The organism is Methylibium rhizosphaerae, from assembly GCF_006386545.1.
GTDB classification, from domain to species: domain Bacteria; phylum Pseudomonadota; class Gammaproteobacteria; order Burkholderiales; family Burkholderiaceae_C; genus Pseudorivibacter; species Pseudorivibacter rhizosphaerae.
Map to the genome: position 1 here is coordinate 1 of NZ_SWAR01000030.1, position 20,409 is coordinate 20,409.

The 20,409-nt window shown below is 68.8% G+C and carries 19 protein-coding genes; 7 read left to right on the top strand and 12 right to left on the bottom strand.

The features are described from left to right. The 6 genes from E8D38_RS19765 to recA form a co-directional block, all read right to left on the bottom strand. On the bottom strand, positions 1-294 hold a 294-nt coding region (locus tag E8D38_RS19765), incomplete at its 3' end, for a TerC family protein (protein WP_425462800.1). A 175-nt stretch (positions 295-469) separates the two neighbouring features. Then, entirely contained in the window at positions 470-1,369 is a 900-nt protein-coding gene (gene sucD / locus E8D38_RS19770; RefSeq protein WP_140634718.1) for a succinate--CoA ligase subunit alpha, read from the bottom strand. A 21-nt stretch (positions 1,370-1,390) separates the two neighbouring features. Next, positions 1,391-2,551 carry an ADP-forming succinate--CoA ligase subunit beta gene (gene sucC, locus E8D38_RS19775; protein ID WP_140634721.1) on the bottom strand — a complete coding sequence of 387 codons (1,161 nt, stop codon included), beginning with the start codon at positions 2,549-2,551 and terminating at the stop codon, positions 1,391-1,393. A 55-nt stretch (positions 2,552-2,606) separates the two neighbouring features. Beyond that, positions 2,607-3,188 (bottom strand): DUF2889 domain-containing protein, encoded by a 582-nt coding sequence (locus E8D38_RS19780; RefSeq protein WP_140634723.1) that lies wholly within the window; start codon positions 3,186-3,188, stop codon positions 2,607-2,609. A 160-nt stretch (positions 3,189-3,348) separates the two neighbouring features. Continuing rightward, positions 3,349-3,801: a recombination regulator RecX gene (gene recX / locus E8D38_RS19785; RefSeq protein WP_140634725.1), complete on the bottom strand. Its 453-nt coding sequence runs from the start codon at positions 3,799-3,801 to the stop codon at positions 3,349-3,351. 7 nt (positions 3,802-3,808) lie between these two features. Then, positions 3,809-4,861, bottom strand: a complete 1,053-nt coding sequence (gene recA, locus E8D38_RS19790) for a recombinase RecA (RefSeq protein ID WP_140634728.1) — start codon at positions 4,859-4,861, stop codon at positions 3,809-3,811. Positions 4,862-5,002: 141 nt separating this feature from the next. Here recA and E8D38_RS19795 point away from each other — a divergent pair, with 141 nt between their 5' ends. The 4 genes from E8D38_RS19795 to E8D38_RS19810 all read left to right on the top strand — a co-directional run bounded on the left by E8D38_RS19795 (position 5,003) and on the right by E8D38_RS19810 (position 8,964). Continuing rightward, positions 5,003-5,485: a MarR family winged helix-turn-helix transcriptional regulator gene (locus E8D38_RS19795; RefSeq protein WP_140634730.1), complete on the top strand. Its 483-nt coding sequence runs from the start codon at positions 5,003-5,005 to the stop codon at positions 5,483-5,485. A 79-nt stretch (positions 5,486-5,564) separates the two neighbouring features. Continuing rightward, the gene (locus E8D38_RS19800; RefSeq protein ID WP_140634732.1) at positions 5,565-6,236 is read left to right on the top strand and encodes a response regulator; all 672 of its coding nucleotides are present in this window, start codon (positions 5,565-5,567) and stop codon (positions 6,234-6,236) included. Positions 6,237-6,293: 57 nt separating this feature from the next. Further along, positions 6,294-7,847, top strand: coding sequence for a sensor histidine kinase (locus tag E8D38_RS19805; protein ID WP_140634733.1), 1,554 nt, complete (start codon positions 6,294-6,296; stop codon positions 7,845-7,847). 7 nt (positions 7,848-7,854) lie between these two features. After that, positions 7,855-8,964: a patatin-like phospholipase family protein gene (locus E8D38_RS19810; protein WP_140634735.1), complete on the top strand. Its 1,110-nt coding sequence runs from the start codon at positions 7,855-7,857 to the stop codon at positions 8,962-8,964. A 12-nt stretch (positions 8,965-8,976) separates the two neighbouring features. Here the strand turns inward: E8D38_RS19810 and E8D38_RS19815 are convergent, their stop codons facing one another. After that, the gene (locus tag E8D38_RS19815; protein ID WP_140634737.1) at positions 8,977-10,701 is read right to left on the bottom strand and encodes a thiamine pyrophosphate-binding protein; all 1,725 of its coding nucleotides are present in this window, start codon (positions 10,699-10,701) and stop codon (positions 8,977-8,979) included. 223 nt (positions 10,702-10,924) lie between these two features. Here E8D38_RS19815 and E8D38_RS19820 point away from each other — a divergent pair, with 223 nt between their 5' ends. After that, the gene (locus E8D38_RS19820; protein WP_246099578.1) at positions 10,925-12,307 is read left to right on the top strand and encodes an MATE family efflux transporter; all 1,383 of its coding nucleotides are present in this window, start codon (positions 10,925-10,927) and stop codon (positions 12,305-12,307) included. A 151-nt stretch (positions 12,308-12,458) separates the two neighbouring features. On the opposite strand, the gene rodA is transcribed toward E8D38_RS19820, so the two are convergent. The 5 genes from rodA to E8D38_RS19845 all read right to left on the bottom strand — a co-directional run bounded on the left by rodA (position 12,459) and on the right by E8D38_RS19845 (position 18,385). Then, on the bottom strand, positions 12,459-13,613 hold the full coding sequence (gene rodA / locus E8D38_RS19825) for a rod shape-determining protein RodA (protein WP_140634743.1): 1,155 nt from the start codon (positions 13,611-13,613) through the stop codon (positions 12,459-12,461). Beyond that, positions 13,610-15,688 (bottom strand): penicillin-binding protein 2, encoded by a 2,079-nt coding sequence (mrdA, locus tag E8D38_RS19830; protein WP_140634757.1) that lies wholly within the window; start codon positions 15,686-15,688, stop codon positions 13,610-13,612. The genes rodA and mrdA overlap by 4 nt, the downstream gene beginning before the upstream one ends. A 103-nt stretch (positions 15,689-15,791) precedes the next feature. Then, a complete protein-coding gene (mreD, locus tag E8D38_RS19835) occupies positions 15,792-16,310 on the bottom strand; it encodes a rod shape-determining protein MreD (protein ID WP_140634759.1) in 519 nt (172 codons plus the stop codon). Next, on the bottom strand, positions 16,307-17,248 hold the full coding sequence (gene mreC / locus E8D38_RS19840) for a rod shape-determining protein MreC (protein ID WP_140634761.1): 942 nt from the start codon (positions 17,246-17,248) through the stop codon (positions 16,307-16,309). The genes mreD and mreC overlap by 4 nt, the downstream gene beginning before the upstream one ends. A 93-nt stretch (positions 17,249-17,341) precedes the next feature. Beyond that, entirely contained in the window at positions 17,342-18,385 is a 1,044-nt protein-coding gene (locus tag E8D38_RS19845) for a rod shape-determining protein (RefSeq protein ID WP_140634763.1), read from the bottom strand. A gap of 233 nt (positions 18,386-18,618) precedes the next feature. Between E8D38_RS19845 and gatC the strand changes: the two genes are divergently transcribed. Together gatC and gatA are read left to right on the top strand one after the other, a co-directional pair. Next, the gene (gatC, locus tag E8D38_RS19850; RefSeq protein WP_140634765.1) at positions 18,619-18,918 is read left to right on the top strand and encodes an Asp-tRNA(Asn)/Glu-tRNA(Gln) amidotransferase subunit GatC; all 300 of its coding nucleotides are present in this window, start codon (positions 18,619-18,621) and stop codon (positions 18,916-18,918) included. Beyond that, on the top strand, positions 18,915-20,408 hold the full coding sequence (gatA, locus tag E8D38_RS19855) for an Asp-tRNA(Asn)/Glu-tRNA(Gln) amidotransferase subunit GatA (RefSeq protein WP_140634767.1): 1,494 nt from the start codon (positions 18,915-18,917) through the stop codon (positions 20,406-20,408). Before gatC ends, gatA begins: the two co-directional genes overlap by 4 nt. The last annotated feature ends 1 nt before the right edge of the window (position 20,409 follow it).

Here is a 20,409-nt window from a genome sequence, read left to right on the forward strand (position 1 = left end):
GTGCTCGTCCTCGTCCTCGGGCAGCAGCAGCTTGATGCCGATCCAGATCAGCAGGGCCGCGCCCACCAGCTTGAGGAAGGAGATCTTCAGCAGCGTGAGCGCGAAGAAGATCAGGACCACCCGCAGCACGATGGCGCCGGCGGTGCCCCACAGGATGCCCTGCGTGCGCTGCTTGGCGGGCAGCTTGCGGCAGGCCAGCGCGATGACCACCGCGTTGTCGCCACCCAGCAGGATGTCGATCATGATGATCTGGCCGACCGCGATCCAGAACTCGGCCGTCATGAACTGCTCCATGGCAGTGTCCTCGCTTGAATGAAAAGCCGGCGTGGCGCCGGCAGGGGTTGTATCTCGAATCCCGCTGGAGTTTAGGCGGGCTTTGCGGCTGCTCCGGTGCGTAGGACTACGCACGCCGGACAAACACAAAGCCGCCCGGCGGGCGGCTTTGTGATCGGGGCGGATGCCGTACCGCTCAGGCGCCGATGGCCTTCTTCAGCAGCTTGCCCATCTCGGACGGATTGCGCGTCACCGTGAAGCCGCACTCCTCCATGATGGCGAGCTTGGCATCGGCCGTGTCGGCGCCGCCGGAGATCAGCGCGCCGGCATGGCCCATGCGCTTGCCCGGGGGGGCGGTGACGCCGGCGATGAAGCCGACGATGGGCTTCTTCATGTTGGCCTTGCACCAGCGGGCGGCTTCGGCTTCGTCGGGGCCGCCGATCTCGCCGATCATGATGACCGCGTCGGTCTCGGGGTCGTCGTTGAACATCTGCATCACGTCGATGTGCTTCAACCCGTTGATCGGGTCGCCGCCGATGCCCACGGCGCTCGACTGGCCCAGGCCCAGCTCGGTGAGCTGCGCCACGGCTTCATAGGTCAGCGTGCCGGAGCGCGAAACCACGCCGATGCGGCCCTTGCGGTGGATGTGGCCGGGCATGATGCCGATCTTGATCTCGTCGGGCGTGATGAGGCCGGGGCAGTTGGGGCCCAGCAGCAGCGTCTTCTTGCCGCCCTTGGCTTCCTTGACCTTCATCTTGTTGCGCACTTCGAGCATGTCGCGGATGGGGATGCCTTCGGTGATGCACACCACCAGGTCGAGGTCGGCCTCGACCGCTTCCCAGATGGCAGCCGCGGCGCCCGCGGGCGGCACGTAGATCACCGAGACCCCGGCGCCGGTCTGGGCCTTGGCTTCCTGCACCGTCGCGTAGATGGGGATGTCGGAGAACTTCTCGCCGGCCTTCTTGGGGTTCACGCCGGCAACGAAGGCGGCCTTGCCGTTGGCATAGGCCTGGCAGCCCAGGGTGTGGAACTGGCCGGTCTTGCCGGTGATGCCCTGGGTGATGACCTTGGTGTCCTTGTTGATCAGGATGCTCATGTTCGTTCTTCCTTCAGGGCATTACTTGGCAGCAGCGACGACCTTCTGGGCCGCTTCTGCCATGGTGTCGGCGGAGATGATGGGCAGGCCGGACTCGGCGAGCATCTTCTTGCCCAGGTCCTCGTTGGTGCCCTTCATGCGCACCACCAGCGGCACCTTCAGGTTCACCGCCTTGCAGGCGGTGATCACGCCCTCGGCGATGGTGTCGCAGCGCATGATGCCGCCGAAGATGTTGACCAGGATCGCCTTGACGTTGTGGCTCTTCAGCATGATCTTGAAGGCCTCGGTGACCTTCTCGGCCGTTGCGCCGCCGCCCACGTCCAGGAAGTTGGCCGGCTCGCCGCCGAACAGCTTGATGGTGTCCATGGTGGCCATCGCGAGGCCGGCGCCGTTGACCAGGCAGCCGATGTTGCCGTCGAGCTGGATGTAGGCCAGGTCGAACTTGGAGGCTTCGATTTCAGCCGGGTCTTCCTCGTCGAGGTCGCGGTAGGCCACGATCTCGGGGTGGCGGAACAGCGCGTTGGAGTCGAAGTTGAACTTCGCGTCCAGCGCCTTGATGTTGCCGTTGCCTTCGAGGATCAGCGGGTTGATCTCGGCCAGTGAAGCGTCGGTGTCCATGTAGCACTGGTAGAGCTTCTTGAACACGTCGATGGCCTGGGCCTGCGAGGCGGCGGGCACGCCGATGCCGTCGGCCAGCTGCTTGCCCTGGGCGTCGGTCAGGCCTGCGGCCGGATCGACGAACACCTTGATGATCTTCTCGGGCGTGGCATGGGCCACTTCCTCGATGTCCATGCCGCCTTCGGAGCTGGCCATGATGGCCACCTTCTGCGTGCCGCGGTCGGTGACGGCAGCGACGTAGTACTCCTTCTTGATGTCGGCGCCTTCCTCGATCAGCAGGCGGCGCACCTTCTGGCCCTCGGGGCCGGTCTGGTGGGTCTTCAGCTGCATGCCGAGGATCTCGCCCGACAGCTTCTTCACGTCGTCGATGGAGCGGGCCAGCTTGACGCCGCCGCCCTTGCCACGGCCGCCTGCGTGGATCTGCGCCTTGACGACCCACACCGGGCCGCCCAGCTTCTGCGCGGCTTCGACCGCTTCCTGCACGGTGAAGGCGGCATGGCCGCGCGGCACCGGCACGCCGAACTGGCGCAGGATTTCCTTGCCTTGGTACTCGTGGATCTTCATGGTGTGACTCTTCCGAGGTTCAAAAAACGGGTACTGCTTGTTGTGATGAGGGTGATCAGCGCTTCGTCGCGGCGGCCACCGCCCGGGGGCGGTACCAGCGCGGATAGTAGGTGCGCACGGCCGGGCCGTCGCTGCGCAAGGCGTGGCAACGGTCGATCTGGAACGGCTGGGTCGCGGCTTCGGCCTGGCCGCCTTCCTGGGTGTTGAGCACTTCGCCGGCAAACGCCTGGATCACGGCAGTCGGCAGTACTTGCGCCATCTCGGTCAGGTGGGTGCAACCGAGCACGCCGCCGAGCCGCTCTTTCACGGCCTGGCGAAAACCTTTGAGCAGGTTGAGGCCGGCCAGGCGGGCGTAGGCATCGCCGTACGCATCGCAGTGACCGGGATAGGGCACCCAGCTGGACTCGGCGCCTGCCTCGAGGATGTCGAGCTTTTCGTCGACTACCAGCCGCAGCAGCAGGTCGTGCACCGGCGTGCCGGCCGGGCGCATGCCGGTGGCCAGCGGCCAGTCGCGGGTCTTGATGTCGGAAAGCCTTGCATCGACCTCCCAAAGGCCGTTGCCACGCGCAAAGACTTGGACGTCGATGCTGCGTCGATGCTTCAACTGACGCTGGGGCGCGGCGGTGGGCAGGGCCATCGGTCTGACGCGGGCGGGTACTACGGTGGGGGCGGAGCCGGGCCCGGGTGCCCCGGGTGGCGAACGGCGCACTTTAGCATGGTGCGACGCACCAAAAACGCTCGGTACTACGGCGCACTACAAGCGCGCAGCGGCGCCGGGCGCGGATGGCGCCTGCGACTCAGTCACCGTCGGCGCCGCGCACCACGCGGCGGATCACCTCGGAGGAGAAGCCGCGGGCCGTGAGAAAGCGCACCTGGCGTGCGCGCTCGGCGGCGTCAGCCGCCGGCTCGCCGCCGAAGCGGCGCTGCCAGACGGCGCGCGCGCGTTCTAGCTCGGTGCCGCGCAGCGCCTCGACCGCCTGCGCCACCGCGTCGGCCGGCAGCTTGTGCTGCTGCAGTTCCTGGCGCAGGCGCGCGGTGCCTAAACGCGCGGCGCGCCGGTGCAGCAGCGATTCGACGAACCGCTCGGCCGACAGCAGCCCGCGGGCCTCGAGCTCGTCGAGCACGCGCTCCACCTCGGCCGGCTCCTCGGCATGCGGGGCGAGCTTGCGCAGGAGTTCGGCGCGCGAGTGTTCGCGCGCCGCGAGGTACTTGAGCGCCCGCCCTTTCAGCGACAGCTTGGGCGCGGGCACGGCGGGCTTATTCCTCGCCGTCTTCGGCCGCGGCGGCCGGGGGCAGCAGCGTGATGCCGATGGACTCGCGGATCTTGTTCTCGATCTCGCGGGCGATGTCGGGGTTCTCGCGCAGGAACTCGCGCGCGTTGTCCTTGCCCTGGCCGATCTTTTCGCCGTTGTAGGCGTACCAGGCGCCCGACTTCTCGACGATCTTGGCGGTCACACCCATGTCGACGATCTCGCCTTCGCGGCTCACGCCCTCGCCGAAGAGGATGTCGAACTCGGCCGTCTTGAACGGGGGCGACACCTTGTTCTTGACCACCTTGACCTTGGTCTCGTTGCCGATGACCTCTTCACCCTTCTTGATGCTGCCGATGCGGCGAATGTCCAGGCGCACCGAGGCGTAGAACTTCAGCGCATTGCCGCCGGTGGTGGTTTCGGGGCTGCCGAACATCACGCCGATCTTCATGCGGATCTGGTTGATGAAGATCACCGTGCAGTTGGTCTTCTTGATGGTGGCGGTGAGCTTGCGCAGCGCCTGGCTCATGAGGCGCGCCTGCAGGCCGGGCAGGGCGTCGCCCATCTCGCCTTCGAGTTCGGCCTTGGGGGTGAGCGCTGCCACCGAGTCGACCACGATGAGGTCCACCGAGCCCGAGCGCACCAGCGCATCGACGATCTCGAGCGCCTGTTCGCCGGTGTCGGGCTGGGAGATCAGCAGCTCCTGCAGGTTCACGCCGAGCTTGCTGGCGTACTGCACGTCGAGGGCGTGTTCGGCGTCGATGAAGGCGCAGGTGCCGGCCAGCTTCTGCATCTCGGCGATCACCTGCAGCGTGAGCGTCGTCTTGCCCGACGACTCCGGCCCGTAGATCTCGATCACGCGGCCGCGCGGCAGGCCGCCGACGCCCAGCGCGATGTCCAGCCCGAGCGAACCGGTGGAGACGACCTGGATGTCCTCGATCTTTTCGCCTTCACCCAGCCGCATGATCGAGCCCTTGCCGAACTGCTTTTCGATCTGGGCCAGGGCGGCCTGCAAGGCCTTGGCTTTTTCGGTGTTCAGTGCCTTGACGGGTGCGTCCACGGAAATCTCCTTGGTTTTCATGACTTGATGCTGGAATCGAGCGCCTGTCTTTAACGACAGGCTGGATGGATGCACAGGATGTTAGTGGCGAGTACTGGGGCTCGCAAACGTTTTTTGGTCAGTTTGCCTTACCATCTGGCGATGCCGAAAAGCGCTCCCGCCGACCCCTCCTGGCGCCAGACCCACCTGGGCCGCCTGCTCGGCCATGCCATGCGCCGCTTCGACGAACGGGTCCTGGAACTGATGGCGCGCAACATCGACGTCCCGCTCGCGTTGTCGAATCTGGCGGCGCGGGCCCAGGTCAGCGCCGCGCACGTCCACATCACCCGCCACCTCGCGCCCGAAGGATCCCGCCTCACCGACCTCGCCCAGCAGGCCGGCATGAGCAAGCAGGCCATGGGCGACCTGGTGGACCAGTGCGAGGCCTGGGGCCTGGTCACCCGCGAGGCCGACACGCGCGACCGGCGCGCGCGCTGGGTCCGCTTCACGCCCACCGGGCTGCTGTGGCTGGAGGCCTTTCGCCAGGCGGTGGCGCAGGCTGAAGCCGAGTTCCGCCAGGAGGTTGGGGCGGAAGTGGCCACCGTGGTCACCCTCGGGCTGGAGGCCTATGCCGGCGGCGGCTGAGATGCCTCGCCATGCTGAATGCCCGCAGCGGGTTGCCGACCCGCCTCAATAGAATCGTTCGAAACGTAGGAGACACGCCATGCGCATCCTGATCGCCGAAGATGATCAAGTGCTGGCAGACGGATTGCTGCGCACCCTGCGCAACTCTGGCTATGCCGCCGACGCCGTGGGCAGCGGCACCGAAGCCGATGCCGCCCTGGCGTCGCAGGAATTCGATCTCGTGATCCTGGACCTGGGCCTGCCGCGCCTGCACGGGCTCGAGGTGCTGAAGAAGCTGCGTGCGCGCGGCAGCGCCACGCCGGTGCTGATCCTCACCGCGGCCGACAGCGTCGAGCAGCGTGTGAAGGGCCTGGACCTCGGTGCCGACGACTACATGGCCAAGCCGTTTTCGCTGCAGGAGCTCGAAGCGCGCGTGCGCGCGCTCACCCGCCGCGGGCTGGGCACCGCCTCGTCGCTGCTCAAGCACGGGCCGCTGACCTTCGACGCGACCGGCCGCGTGGCCTACATCAACGACCAGATGATCGAGCTGTCCGCGCGCGAGCTGAGCCTGCTGGAGGTGCTGCTGCAGCGGGCCGGCCGGCTGGTGAGCAAGGACCAGCTGGTCGAGCGGCTGTGCGAATGGGGCGAGGAGGTGAGCAACAACGCCATCGAGGTCTACATCCACCGCCTGCGCAAGAAGATCGAGCAGGGCCCCATCCGCATCGCCACCGTACGCGGCCTGGGCTACTGCCTCGAAAAGATCCCGGGGTAGATTGGCCCACCTCCGCAGCGCCCCGGGCGCAACACCCTTCGCGGGGCCACCGCCAGCATGACCAGCCCACCCCGCGAACAGCGCTCCCTCTTCGGCGAGATCCTCGACTGGATGCTCGCGCCGCTGCTGCTGCTGTGGCCGATGAGCGTGGCACTCACCTGGCTGGTGGCGCAGAACATCGCCAACCGCCCCTATGACCGCGCGCTCGGCGAAACCGCCCGCGTGCTGGCGCAGCAGGTGCTGCCGCCGGCGCAGGACGCGCCGGCGCGCCTGCGCTTCCAGCTATCCACCCCCGCCGCCGACCTGCTGCGCGCCGACGAGGCCGACGAGGTGTACTACCAGGTGCTGGGCACCCGCGGCGAATTCGTCAGCGGCGACCGCGACATCCCGGTGCCGCCCGAAGACGAAAAGCCGGTCGTCGGCGAGATCCGCTTCCGCGACGAGTTCGTCCACGGCGAGCCGGTGCGGGTGGCCTACCTGTGGCTCGACGGACCTCCAGTGGCGCAGGCCACCGCAAGCCGGGACGCTGCGGCCCGGCCGCTGGTGCAGGTGGCCGAAACGCTGGGCAAGCGCTCCAAGCTCGCCACCGAGATCATCAAGGGCGTGATCCTGCCGCAGTTCGTGATCCTGCCGATCGCGGTGCTGCTGGTGTGGCTGGCGCTGGCGCGCGGCATCTCGCCGCTCAACGAGCTGCAGCAGCGCATCCGCGCCCGCGCGGCCGACGATCTTTCGCCGATCGACGAACGCGAGGCGCCCGAGGAAGTGGCGCCGCTGGTGCGCGGCATCAACGACCTGCTGGGCCGGCTCGACCGTTCGATCAGCACGCAAAAGCGCTTCCTGGCCGACGCGGCCCACCAGATGAAGACCCCGCTCGCCGGCCTGCGCATGCAGGCCGAGCTGGCGCAGCGCGAGATCGAAGCCGGCACCGCCGACCCGCACCACCTGGCCGCCTCGCTGCAGCAGATCGCCCGCAGCAGCCAGCGCGCGGCGCGCATGGTCAACCAGCTGCTGGCCATGGCCCGCACCGAAGACGCCAGCCAGCGCCTGCAGCTCGAGCCGCTGTGCCTGGCGTCGCTGGCCACCGAGACGGTGCGCGACTTCGTGCCGCGCGCGATGGACAAGCGCATCGACCTCGGGTACGAAGGCCCCGACCCCGGCTCGGCCATGGTGATGGGCCAGCCCATCCTGCTGCGCGAGCTGCTCGGCAACCTGGTGGACAACGCACTGCAGTACACGCCCGCCGGCGGCACGGTCACGGTGCGTGTGGTCAGCGACCCCTTCGGGCAGGTGGTGGTGCTGCAGGTCGAGGACTCCGGCCCCGGCATCCCGCCCGCAGAGCGAGACCTGGTGTTCCAGCCGTTCTACCGGGCGCTGGGCACCAACGTCGACGGCTCCGGCCTCGGACTCGCCATCGTGAGCGAGATCGCACGCCGCCACGGTGCCGAGCTGACCCTCGAAGACGCGCGCGGGCCGGGCACCAATGCCCCTGCCGGAGCCGGCGCGCATGACGGCGGCCCGGGCGCCCGCTTCACGCTGCGCTTTGCCGCGCTGGTGCAGCACGCAGACAGCTCGCCCCCGCCCGCCGGCGACACCCACGAAGTACACCCTTGAGCACGCGATGGACGAACACACACCCCACTCCAAGGACAAGGCACCCGCGCGCCGGCGCTTCGACCTGGCCCTGCAAGGGGGCGGCTCGCACGGCGCCTTCACCTGGGGCGTGCTCGACCGCCTGCTCGAAGACGAAGAACTCGAGATCGGCGGCATCTCGGGCACCAGCGCCGGCGCGCTCAATGCAGCGGTCCTGGCCACCGGCTTCGCCCGCGGCGGGCGCGAGGGCGCGCGTGAGGCGCTGGCGGCGTTCTGGAAGGACGTGAGCCACAGCAGCCAGGTCTTCTCGCCGTTTTCGGTGAGCCAGGCGGGCGCCACCGGCAACCACTTCAACTTCGACCAGCTGCCGAGCTACCAGTGGCTGTCGAGCTTCTTCCGGGCCTTCAGCCCTTATGAGTTCAACCCGCTGAACCTCAATCCACTGCGCGATGTGGTGCAGCGGCACGTGGTCGAGCGCGACCTGCAACGCTGCGACATCCCGCTGTTCATCACCGCCACCTCGGTGCGCACCGGCCAGGCGCGGGTGTTCACCAAGCGCGAGCTGGGCGTCGATGCCCTGCTGGCATCGGCCTGCCTGCCGTTCATCTTCCAGGCCGTCGAAGTGGACGGCGAGCCGTACTGGGACGGCGGCTACACCGGCAACCCGGCGATCTACCCGCTCATCTACAACACCGAGGCGATGGACATCATGCTGGTGAAGATCAACCCGCTGTCACGCGAGGCGCTGCCCACGCGGGCAGTGGAGATCATCGACCGGTTGAGCGAGATCACCTTCAATGCCAGCCTCGTGGCCGAGATGCGCGCGATCGCCTTCGTGTCGCGGCTGGTGCGCGAGGGAACGCTGCAGGCTGGGCGCTACAAGGACCTGCGGCTGCACATGGTGGCCGACGATGACGGGCTCGCACCCTACAACGCCTCGAGCAAGTTCAACACCGACTGGACCTTCCTGCAGCAGCTGTTCGAGCTGGGCCGCAAGGCGGCGACGCACTGGCTGCGCTACCACCGGCAGGACCTCGGCGTGCGAGGCAGCCTGGACATCGAGAAGGTCTTCCTGGCGCGGCACACGCTGGGGCGCATGCCGCCTGCGCCGCGGCCTGCGAACCACAACGGCGGCTGACGGCGGAGCGCCTCAGCGGCGCGCGGGCGCTGGCACCGGCACCGGCACGAAGCCTTCGGCCACTCGCTCCGTCTCGCCGAACAAGCCCAGACGCAGGCCTGGTGACTCAGGTCGCAGCTTGCGCGGCAAGCGACGACCCATCTCGATCTGCAGCAATGCCGGGCCTGGCGAGGCCATCAGGGCCAGCAGGGCCTGCGGCAGCGTCGCCGGGTCATCCGCGCGAGCGGCGCTCCAGCGGCAGGCTTCGGCCAGCGCACGCGTGTCGATACCTCCCGGCTCGGTGTTCACGCACACCAGCTTGAGCGGCCAGCCTGTGGCGGCGAGCGCCGGCAATTCGCCCGCCAGGGCCAGCAGCGAGCGCTCGTCGGTCAGGCACAGCAGCGGGTCGAGAGGCGCCTTGGCGGCAGCGAGGGCGCCCACCGCGGCCATCACGGCCTGCCCGGGCATTTCGCTGGAAGGCCCGGTCGCCAGCCACTGGCCTGGCCGCAAGAAACGCAGGTGTGCCGCGAGCCAGTTCGTATGACGGCTGGCGTCCATGGAGATCACGACTTCACTGGCGATGCTCCCGAGCGCTTGCGCCAGCACCGACCGCGTGATGCGGCCTTCCGGCTGGTCAGCCACGGTCTCGCTGGCCGCACGGACGTCGGCCAGCTGCGCCCACCAGCCATCCAGCCGCGAGCCATCGATGCCGGCCTCGCTTGCCAGTTCCACGAGGCGCTCCAGCACTGCGCCGCAGTCGCCGACCACCGGCACGTCGGCGCGCACCACCCTGTTGATGCTCACCGGGTCGATGTCCACGTGCACCACATGGCGGGTGGTCGTGCCCACCACCGCTGGCGCCGGCAGGCTCTCCTCGAAGCGCGCTCCCAGCACGATCACCAGGTCTGCATGACGCATTGCGGCGTTGGCCACGGCATCGCCGAAGGGGCCCAGCAGACCCAGCCGGTGCCTGTCGTCCGTGGGTAGCGCATCGAGCGCTCCCCAGGTCAGCACGCACGGGATGCGGGTCAGGTTTGCCAGCGACTGCAGTGCCGCGCAGGCCGCCGGGCCGGAACGCACCACGCCGCTGCCGCAATAGAGCAGGGGCCGCCTGCTGCCTTCCACCAGCTTGAGAATGCGCTCCAGCTGCTTGCGCGGCGCCTGCCCGGCAGGGCCAGGCTCCGCATGCCCGTCTTGCGGCTCCCTTTGTGCCGGGGCAGCCTCGGCCAGCGCTTCCGGCGTCACGGCCAGCACCACCGGCCCCCTGCGGCCGGCCATCGCGATGGCCGCCGCGCGGCGCAAACGTGATTCGATCTCGCCTGCATGCAAAGCCCGTCCTGCCCATTTGGTGGCCGGCATGGACAGGCCCATCACATCCCATTCGGTACACGCGCCCGGGCCCACGAAGGCCTGTGGCGTGTCGACGCAAACGCACACGATCGGCACGCAGTCCAGCAGCGCCGTGGCCAGTGCCGGCACCGCGCGCGCAAAGGAGGCGCCGGGGCCGAGCACGACCGCGGCTGCGCGACCGGTGCGACGCGCATAGCCACTGGCCGCATGCACGGCCGCAGCCTCGCCCGACAGGCGCGTACTTCGCAGCCCGCCCGCAGACTCGGCGGCCTGTTCGAGCCCGCGCGTCGGTTCAGAGCGTTCGGCCAGGAAAACCGCCTCGATACCCGCGTGGCGCAAGGCCAGGGCCGCGGCGTCTGCACCACTGTGGGCAGGATGGGTTGGCAGGTGGCCAGGGATGGGTCTCATCGTTCGATATGGTGTATGAAAACTTCAGCCCGCGGCCATGCTTTCAAGGCAAGGGGCAATGCGCCTGAGGCATTACCCTGGGCCAGCCCAGGAAGAGCACTGTAACCAGAAAGACTCCGTGCGCCCCACACCGCCGGGACGCGCCTGCGGTACAAAGCGCCGCGCGCGAGCGCCCGTTACGCCGCCTCCGTGAGGCATCACCCTCCCAAGATCCGCCATCACCGTGCGCATTTCTGAATCGTCGCCCGCACCACGGCCCGCCCTGTTCGGCATCGCGTGGCCCATTTTTGCCGAGTTCCTGCTCGGCATGACCGTGGGCGCCGTCGGCCTGTGGCTGGCCGCGCGAGATTCCGACACGGCGGCCGGCGCATTTTCGCTGGCGAACCACCTGATGGCGGCACTGTTCATCCTGTTCCGCGTGGTGGGCATCGGCGTGAGCGTGGTCATCACCCAGAACCTGGGCGCCGGCCGGCGCGACGAGGCCGATGCGGTGGCACGGGCCGGCTTGGGCGCCAGCACCTGGATGGGGCTCGGGGTGGCGCTCGTCACGGTGGTGGCAGCCGAGCCGCTGCTGAAGCTCATGAGCGCGCCGCCCGAGGTGCTGCCGCTGGCCACGCCCTTCCTGCAGGTGCTGGCGGTGGCGCTGGCGCTCGACGCCTACAACGCCAGCATGGCGAGCGTGATGCGCGCCCATCTGCACGGCCGCGACACGCTGTTCGTGATGGTCGGCATGCATGCCGTGCACCTGCTGCTGGCCGCGCCGCTGATGCGCGGCAGCGGGCCGTTGCCGGCGCTGGGGCTGATCGGCTTTGCGGTGGCGCTGGCTGCCAGCCGCGCGGCCGGCCTGGCGATGCACCTGTGGCTGTGGAGGCTGCGGTTGAACCTGACGCCGCAGCGCGCCGACTGGTGGCGGCTGCCGGCGCGCCAGATCAATGCGGTGCTGCACATCGGCCTGCCCGGCGCGGCCGAGAACATCGCCTACCGGGTGGCCTTCATGGTGAGCGTGGCGGTGGCAGCCAGGATGGGCGCCGGTGCGCTCGCCACGCAGTCGTATGCGCTGCAGGTCATGTACTACGTGCTGCTGTTCGGCCTGGCCACCGGCTTCGCCAGCGAGATCCTGGTGGGCCACATGATCGGCGCCGGCCGCCTGCACGAGGCACACCGCCTGGTGCGCCGAAACCTGGCCTGGGGACTGGGCGTCTCCACCACGATGGCGCTGCTGGCGGCGCTGGCGGCGCCCTGGGTGCTGCGCCTGTTCACGCAGGACGAAGCCATCATCGACGCGGCCACCGCGCTGCTGTGGATCACCGTGCTGCTGGAGCCCGGGCGAACCTTCAACCTGGTGGTCATCAACGCCCTGCGGGCCACCGGCGACGCCCGCTTCCCGGTCGCGGCAGGCGCCGTCTCGATGGCGCTGGTGCTGGCCGGCGGCAGCTGGCTGCTGGGCGCGACCCTCGGACTGGGGCTGGTGGGCGTGTGGATCGCCTACACCGCCGACGAATGGCTGCGCGGCCTGCTGATGTGGTGGCGCTGGGAGCGCCACGGCTGGGTCCGCCACGCCCGCGCCACCCACCGCAAGCTGCGCGCCGCACGCCAAGGCACCTGAACGCTGAACGCTGAACGCAGGATCAAGAGAAGAGGCGAGAGGCGCGACGGCGAGGCCGGAGCGCCGACCCAAGTGGCCCCCAAGATCCGGCTCCGCCGGTCCAGAGGGGGCCGCCCCCTCGAGGGGGCGCGCGAAGCGCGTAGGGGGTGGGCTAAGACTGCATCAACCGCCGGCTCTTGGCGATGGACATGAGGATGCCCAGCCCGAGCCCGAGCGTCACCATGGCCGTGCCGCCGTAGCTCACGAACGGCAGCGGCACGCCCACCACCGGCAGGATGCCGCTCACCATGCCCATGTTGACGAAGGCGTAGGTGAAGAAGCTCAGCGTGATGGCGCCCGCCATCAGCCGGGCGAACAGCGTGGGTGCCTCGGCCGCGATCATCAGGCCGCGGAAGATCAGGAACACGAAGCCCAGCACGAGGCCGATGCAGCCGATCAGGCCGAATTCTTCGGAGTAGGCGGCGAAGATGAAGTCGGTGGTGCGCTCGGGAATGAACTCCAGGTGGGTCTGCGTGCCCTTCATGAAGCCCTTGCCGGTGAGCCCGCCCGAGCCGATGGCGATCATGCCCTGGATGATGTGGAACCCCTTGCCCAGCGGGTCCTGCGTCGGGTCGAGCAGCGTGCACACCCGGTGCTTCTGGTATTCGCGCAGGAAGGGCCACTGCAAGTCAGGCTGACAGATGGTCGACTCGCTGGCAATCAGCGCGATGATGCCGGCCGCGCCCAACACCATCACCGGCAGGATCAGCTTCCAGCTGAGACCTGCGAAGAAGATCACGTACACCCCGGTGGACAGCACGAGGATCGCGGTGCCGAGGTCGGGCTGCTTGGCGATCAGGCCCACCGGCACCGCCAGCAGGGCGCCCGCCATCAGGAAGTCGGGCGTGCGCAGCTGGCCTTCGCGGCGCTGGAACCACCAGGCCAGCATCAGGGGCACGGCGATCTTCAGCATCTCGCTGGGCTGGATCACCACCCCCACGTTGAGCCAGCGGGTCGCGCCCTTCTTGGTGATGCCGAACAGCTCCACCGCGATCAGCAGGGCCACGCCGAGCACATAGAGCGGCACGGCCAGCGACATCAGCCGCTGCGGCGGCACCTGCGCCACGACGAACAGGATCGCGGCCGCCAGCAGCATGTTGCGGCCGTGGTCGACGAATCGCGTGCCGTGGTCGAAGCCGGCGGAATACATGGTCAGCATGCCGGCCGCCGCCAGCAGCAGGATGGCGAACACCAGCGGCCCGTCGAAGCCGATGAACACCGGCCGGATGCGCTGCCACAGCGAGGGCTTCTCGAAGGAGACGTTCATCGCGACGCTCCCGCCGACACCGGAACCACCTGCCGCGCCGGCACAGCCGAGGCGCTCGGCTGGGGTGCCGATGCCGCTGCTGCGGCAAGGGCCGCTGCCCCCGGCGGGCCGTTTTCCGGCATCGCCGCCGGCGCCCCCGGCAGCGGCACGTCCACCGCCTGCCGCGGCTTGCCCAGCGGCGCGCCGGCCTGGCCGACGCGGGCGGCCGCAATGTCCTCGACGCTCGGGTACAGGCCCATCAGCAGGTAGTCGAGCACGCGCCGCGCGATCGGCGCCGCGGCCTCGGCGCCGAACCCGGAGTTCTCGACGATCACCGCCAGTGCCACCTGCGGGTTGTCGACCGGCGCGAAGGCGGTGTAAAGCGAATGGTCGCGCAGGTATTCGCCCATGCGTTCCTTGTTGTACTTCTCGTTCTGCCGTATGCCCACCGCCTGCGCCGTGCCCGTCTTGCCGCCGCTCTTGTAGCCCGCGCCCATGAACACGCGGGTCGACGTGCCTTCCTGCGTGACGCCATGCAGCGCATTGCGGATCAGCTCGACGTGTTCCGGCTTGAGCGCCAGCGGTTCCAGCGCTTCCGACGAGATCTGCCGCCGCTCGTGCGTGAGCACGTCCTCGATCTCGCGCACCAGGCGCGGCTGGAATCGCTGGCCGCCCGACACCAGCGTGGCCGTCGCGCTGGCCAGCTGCAGCATGGTGAAGTTGTTGTAGCCCTGCCCGATGCCCAGCGAGATGGTTTCCCCGGCGTACCACTTCTGCTGTTCCGGGCGCTTGTACTTCTTGCGCTTCCACTCGGTGGACGGCAGGTCGCCGGTCACCTCGCCCTTCAGGTCGATGCCGGTGAGGCGACCGAAGCCGAACGGCATGAGCTGCTCGTGCATCAGGTCGACGCCCATCTCGTTGGCCAGCGAGTAGTAGTAGACGTTGCTCGACTTCACGATCGAGCGGTACATGTCGACCATGCCCAGGCCGCCGTCACCGTGGCTGCGGAACCGGTGGTTGCCGAACATGAAGGTGCCGTTGTCCAGGATGGCCTGGTGTGCCGAGCGCTTGCCGCTGTTGAGCGCGGCCATCGCCATGAAGGGCTTGAAGGTCGAGCCCGGCGGATAGGTGCCGCGCAGCGCGCGGTTGAGCAGCGGCTTGTCGATCGATTCGTTGAGCTCCTTCCAGCTCTCGTTGTCGATGCCGTCGACGAACAGGTTGGGGTCGAACGTCGGCTTGCTGACGAAGGCCAGCACCTCGCCGTTGCGCGGGTCGATCGCCACCAGCGCGCCGCGGCGGTCGCCGAACAGCTCCTCGATCAGCGCCTGCAGCTTGATGTCGATGGACAGGCGCACCGTGTTGCCCGGAGTGGCCGGGTTGGACTTCAGCCGGCGCACCGCCCGCCCGCCGGCGCTGGTCTCGACCTCCTCGAAGCCGGTGATGCCGTGCAGCTCGCTTTCGTAGTTCTGCTCGATGCCCAGCTTGCCGATGTAGTCGGTGCCGCGGTAGTTGGCCGCGTCCTCCGAGTCCTCGATGGCTTCCTTTTCCTTCTGGTTGATGCGCCCGATGTAGCCCAGCACGTGGCTGGCGAGCTGGCCGTAGGGGTAGTTGCGGAACAGCCGGGCCTTGATGTCCACGCCGGGGAAGCGGAAGCGCTGAGCGGTGAAGCGAGCCACCTCCTCGTCGGTGAGCTTGGTGCGGATGGGCAGCGACTCGAAGCCCTTGCTTTCGTCCATCAACCGCTTGAAGCGGCGGCGGTCGCGCGGCTGGATGTCGATGACCTCGGCCAGCTGATCGATCGTGGCGTCGAGGTCGGCATCGAGCTTGGCCGGCGTGATCTCGAGCGTGTAGGCCGAATAGTTGTTGGCCAGCACGACGCCTTGGCGGTCGACGATGAGCCCGCGGTTGGGCACGATGGGCACCACCGCGATGCGGTTGGCCTCGGCCTGGGTGGACAGCTCCTCGTGCTTGTAGATCTGCAGGAACACCAGCCGCGCCGCCAGCAAGCCGAAGCCGATGAGCACGAAGGCCGCCGCCGCGAACAACCGCAGGCGGAAGCGGCTCAGCTCCTGTTCGACGTTCTTGAGCTCGGTCATGGCTGGGTGGTGACCTGTGACTGGTGACGGATGACTCGTGAGCCCGCGTGGCCCGTGAATGATGTCCTCACCGGACACCGGTCACAAGTCGCGGGTCACGGCTTCAAAGTGGGCGGTTCTCGTCGGGGTCGGGTGGGCGGCGCTGCGGCGCCAGCAGCATCACCGACGCCACCGGCCACAGCAGGCTTTCGATGAACGGCGCGAACATCAGGTTCCACCCCGGGAAGCTGCCGCCTGCCAACAAGCGCACGATGAGCGACACCGCGTGCGCCGCGAAGAACAGCGGCAGGATCTGCACCGCCTGCGAGGGCACGGTGAACCACAGCAAGCGGCGATGGATGGTGATCGCGAAGTACGAAAGCAGCGTGTAGGCCAGCGCATGCTGGCCCAGCAGGGCACCCTCGTGGACGTCCATCAGCAGGCCGAACACGAAGGCCGCGCCCACGCCCACGCGGCGCGGCTGGTGCACGTTCCAGAACACCACCACCAGCGCCAGGAAGTCGGGCATGGCCGCGACCCGGCCGAGCGGGATGAGGTTGAGCGCCAGCGCGCCCAGCAGGGACGCCCACATGAACGCCGGGTTGACCGGCAGCAGCAGCTGGTCGGAGCCGCGGGGCATCATGGTTTGCGGGCTCCCTTGCGTGCGGCGGCAGGTGCCGATGCGGCGGCCTCGACAGGTGCCGGCCGCGGCGGCAGCTGGGCGCCCACCGGCTGCAGCACCTGCACATGGCGGGCGCCGTCGGGCACGGCGACGGGTGCCAGCACGATCTTGGCGAAGGCCGAGTCGGCGCGGCGGTCCACCTTCACCACCTTGGCGACCGGCAGCCCCGGCGGGTAGATGCCGTCCACCCCGGACGTGTTGAGAAGGTCGCCGGGCTGCACGTCGGCGTTGCCGGCCATGAAGCGCAGCTCCATGCCGCCGCCGATGGCGGTGCTGCCCGGGTCGCCGTAGGCGGCGCCGCGCCCTTGCGAGCGCACGTTGAGCACCGGGATGGCTGCGTCGCGGTCGGTGAGCAGCGTGACTTCGGAAGTGAGCGGGTAGACCCGCGTAACCTGGCCCAGCACGCCGGCTTCGTTGATGACCGGCGAGCCGCGCTCGACGCCCTGGGTGGCACCACGGTCGATGACCACCCTGCGGGTGTAGGGGTCGGCCGTGTCGTACAGCACCTCGGCCGTCTGCGACTGCACCGACAGGCGCGGCCGCAGGTCGAGCAAGGCGCGCAGGCGGGCGTTCTCCTGCTCCAGCTGTTCCATGCGGGTGACGCGCTCAGCCTGCTTGGCCAGCAGCTCCCGCGCTTGCGTTTCGCCCTGGCGCGCCGCCGAGAGTCCGGCCAGGTACTCGTGCCCGCCCTGGAACATCTTCACCGGCGCGAGCAGCGCCAGCTCCACCGGGTGCAGCACGGTGGCCACCACCGCACGCAGCGGCTGCGTCACCGCGAAGCGGGTGTCGGCCACCATCAGGAACAGGGCGAGCGCCGAAAAGAAGATGAGCCGCGTGAAGGCCGAGTAGCCCTGCTTGAAGAAGGGCGGCGGGGTGCGGTCGAGGGTACCGAGCGGCATGTCGTCTTTGAACTAGCGCGACACCACGAATCTTGAAGCACAGAAGCCGGCCACGTGGGTCGCAGCCGGCCTCCTGGTGCACATGGAATGGGCTTACTCGGAAGTGAAGATGGAGCCCAGACGCTCCATGCGCTCGAGCGCCATGCCGCAGCCGCGCACCACGCAGGTCAGCGGGTCTTCGGCCACCAGCACCGGCAGGCCGGTTTCCTCGGCCAGCAGTCGGTCGAGGTCGCGCAGCAACGCACCGCCGCCGGTGAGCATCATGCCGCGCTCGGCGATGTCGGCGCCCAGTTCGGGCGGCGTCTGCTCGAGCGCGTTCTTCACGCTGGAGACGATCTGGTTCAGCGGGTCGGTCAGCGCCTCGAGGATCTCGTTGCTGCTGATGGTGAAGCTGCGCGGCACGCCTTCGGACAGGTTGCGGCCCTTCACTTCCATCTCGCGGACTTCGCTGCCGGGGAAGGCCGAGCCGATTTCCTTCTTGATGGCCTCGGCGGTGGGTTCGCCGATCAGCATGCCGTAGTTGCGGCGGATGTAGTTGATGATGGCTTCGTCGAACTTGTCGCCGCCCACCCGGACAGAGCCCTTGTAGACCATGCCGCCCAGCGAGATGACGCCCACCTCGGTGGTGCCGCCGCCGATGTCGACCACCATCGAGCCGGACGCCTCGGACACCGGCAGCCCGGCGCCGATGGCCGCGGCCATGGGTTCCTCGATCAGGTAGACCTCCGAAGCGCCGGCGCCCAGCGCCGACTCGCGGATGGCGCGGCGCTCGACCTGGGTGGAGCCGCAGGGCACGCAGATGATGATCCGCGGGCTGGGCTTGAGCACCGAGCGCGGGTGGACCATCTTGATGAACTGCTTGAGCATCTGCTCGGTGACGGTGAAGTCGGCGATCACGCCGTCCTTCATGGGGCGGATGGCCTCGATGTTGCCCGGCACCTTGCCCAGCATGGCCTTGGCCTCGGCGCCGACCGCCTGGATGGTCTTCTTGCCGTTGGGCCCGCCTTCGTGCCGGATGGCCACCACGGAAGGCTCGTCGAGGACGATGCCCTTGCCGCGGACGTAGATCAGGGTGTTGGCGGTGCCGAGGTCGATCGCGAGATCGGTGGAGAAGTAGCGGCGCAGTGATCCGAACATGAATGGCGGCTCAGCAGTCCCATCGGGCCGTGGTAGGACACGACCCGCCGGAAAAATTGTTTGGGTTGTACGACCGTTGCGAAGCGCGAGAGATGCCGGCACTTGCGTGCCGATGCCAGAGGGAAGCGCCTACGCCGCGAGCCGTTGTGGATAACCGAAGATAATACCCCATGCCTCGTGCGCCAAGCCGCGGAAATACACGGCTTTCGGCCCGGTTCCACCAGAGATTCCCCATGGCCCTGACCCCTGAAGACGTGAGCCGCATCGCCTTGCTGGCGCGGCTCGAACTCACCCCCGGCGAACAGGCCGAGATGCTCGGCCAGCTCAACGGCTTTTTCGAGATCGTCGAGCAGATGCGAGCGGTGGACACCACCGGCGTCGCGCCGCTGTACACGCCCCTGTCGGCCGTGCAGGACGTGAGCCTGCGCCTGCGCGACGACGCGGTCACCGAGACCAACCAGCGCGAGGCCAGCCAGAAGAGCGCTCCGGCCGTCGAAGCGGGCCTCTTCCTCGTGCCGAAGGTGATCGAATGAGCGTCCGCCCCCTGCACCAGCTCAGCGTGGCCGAGGTCGGCCGCGGGCTCGCCGCCGGCGAGTTTTCGAGCGAGGAACTCACGTCACACCTGCTTGCACGTGTGGCCACCCATGAACAACTCGGCGCCTTCCTGCAGGTGGATGCCGCTTTGGCACAACAGCAGGCCCGCGCCGCCGACGAACGCCGGGCCCGCGGCGCGGCCCTCGGCGCGCTGGACGGCGTGCCGATCGCCCACAAGGACATCTACGTCACCACCGACTTCGCCAGCACCGCCGCCTCCAAGATGCTGGCCGGCTACCGCTCGCCCTTCGACGCCACGGTGGTGGCCAAGCTCAAGGCGGCCGGCACGGTGGCCCTGGGCAAGCTCAACTGCGACGAGTTCGCCATGGGCGGCAGCAACGAGAACTCGGCCTTCGGCCCGGCCCGCAACCCGTGGGATCCGTCGCGCATTCCCGGCGGCTCGTCGGGCGGCTCGGCGGTGGCCGTAGCCGCGCGGCTGGTGCCGGCGGCCACCGGTACCGACACCGGCGGCTCGGTGCGCCAGCCGGCCGCGCTGACCGGCGTCACCGGCATCAAGCCCACCTACGGCCGCTGCTCGCGTTTCGGCATGATCGCCTTCGCCTCCAGCCTCGACCAGGCCGGCCCGCTGGCCAGGACCGCCGAGGATTGCGCCCTGCTGCTGCAGGCGATGAGCGGCTTCGACGAACGCGACTCGACCAGCGCGCAGCAGCCGGTGCCCGACTTCGTGGCCGCGATCGGCACCACCCGCGAAGGCGCCAGTGCAGCCCAGCCGCTCAAGGGCCTGCGCATCGGCCTGCCGAAGGAGTTCTTCGGCGAAGGTGTGGCGGCCGACGTGAGCGGCGCGGTGCGCGCGGCCCTGGCCGAATACGAGAAGCTCGGCGCCACCCTGGTGGACGTGAGCCTGCCGCGCACCGAGCTGTCGATCCCCGTGTACTACATCATCGCGCCGGCCGAGGCGAGCTCGAACCTGTCGCGCTTCGACGGGGTGCGCTACGGCCACCGGGCCAGGCAGTACACCGATCTGCTCGACATGTACCGCAAGAGCCGCAGCGAAGGCTTCGGCCCCGAGGTGAAGCGCCGCATCATGATCGGCACCTACGTGCTCAGCCACGGCTACTACGACGCCTACTACCTGCAGGCGCAGAAGCTGCGCCGCATGATCGCCGACGACTTCCAGGCCTGCTTCAGCCAATGCGACCTGATCGCCGGCCCCGTGTCGCCCACGGTGGCCTGGAAGATCGGCGCCAAGAGCGACCCGGTGGCCAACTACCTGGCCGACATCTTCACGCTGCCCGGCAGCCTGGCCGGCCTGCCCGGCATGAGCGTGCCGGCGGGTTTCGGCGAAGGCGGGCTCCCGGTCGGCCTGCAGCTGATCGGCAACTACTGGCAGGAGGCGCAGCTGCTGCACGCGGCCCATGCCTTCCAGCAGGCCACCGACTTCCACCTCCGCGCGCCGGAGGGCTACTGAG

Coding starts and splice junctions, on each gene's coding strand:
- sucC (WP_140634721.1), bottom strand. CDS start 2,551: ATGAAGATCCACGAGTACCAAGGCAAGGAAATCCTGCGCCAGTTCGGC.
- mrdA (WP_140634757.1), bottom strand. CDS start 15,688: ATGACCGAGCTCAAGAACGTCGAACAGGAGCTGAGCCGCTTCCGCCTG.
- gatC (WP_140634765.1), top strand. CDS start 18,619: ATGGCCCTGACCCCTGAAGACGTGAGCCGCATCGCCTTGCTGGCGCGG.
- mreC (WP_140634761.1), bottom strand. CDS start 17,248: ATGCCGCTCGGTACCCTCGACCGCACCCCGCCGCCCTTCTTCAAGCAG.
- mreD (WP_140634759.1), bottom strand. CDS start 16,310: ATGATGCCCCGCGGCTCCGACCAGCTGCTGCTGCCGGTCAACCCGGCG.
- gatA (WP_140634767.1), top strand. CDS start 18,915: ATGAGCGTCCGCCCCCTGCACCAGCTCAGCGTGGCCGAGGTCGGCCGC.
- E8D38_RS19815 (WP_140634737.1), bottom strand. CDS start 10,701: ATGAGACCCATCCCTGGCCACCTGCCAACCCATCCTGCCCACAGTGGT.
- rodA (WP_140634743.1), bottom strand. CDS start 13,613: ATGAACGTCTCCTTCGAGAAGCCCTCGCTGTGGCAGCGCATCCGGCCG.
- E8D38_RS19795 (WP_140634730.1), top strand. CDS start 5,003: ATGCCGAAAAGCGCTCCCGCCGACCCCTCCTGGCGCCAGACCCACCTG.
- E8D38_RS19800 (WP_140634732.1), top strand. CDS start 5,565: ATGCGCATCCTGATCGCCGAAGATGATCAAGTGCTGGCAGACGGATTG.
- E8D38_RS19810 (WP_140634735.1), top strand. CDS start 7,855: ATGGACGAACACACACCCCACTCCAAGGACAAGGCACCCGCGCGCCGG.
- E8D38_RS19805 (WP_140634733.1), top strand. CDS start 6,294: ATGACCAGCCCACCCCGCGAACAGCGCTCCCTCTTCGGCGAGATCCTC.
- E8D38_RS19780 (WP_140634723.1), bottom strand. CDS start 3,188: ATGGCCCTGCCCACCGCCGCGCCCCAGCGTCAGTTGAAGCATCGACGC.
- E8D38_RS19845 (WP_140634763.1), bottom strand. CDS start 18,385: ATGTTCGGATCACTGCGCCGCTACTTCTCCACCGATCTCGCGATCGAC.
- sucD (WP_140634718.1), bottom strand. CDS start 1,369: ATGAGCATCCTGATCAACAAGGACACCAAGGTCATCACCCAGGGCATC.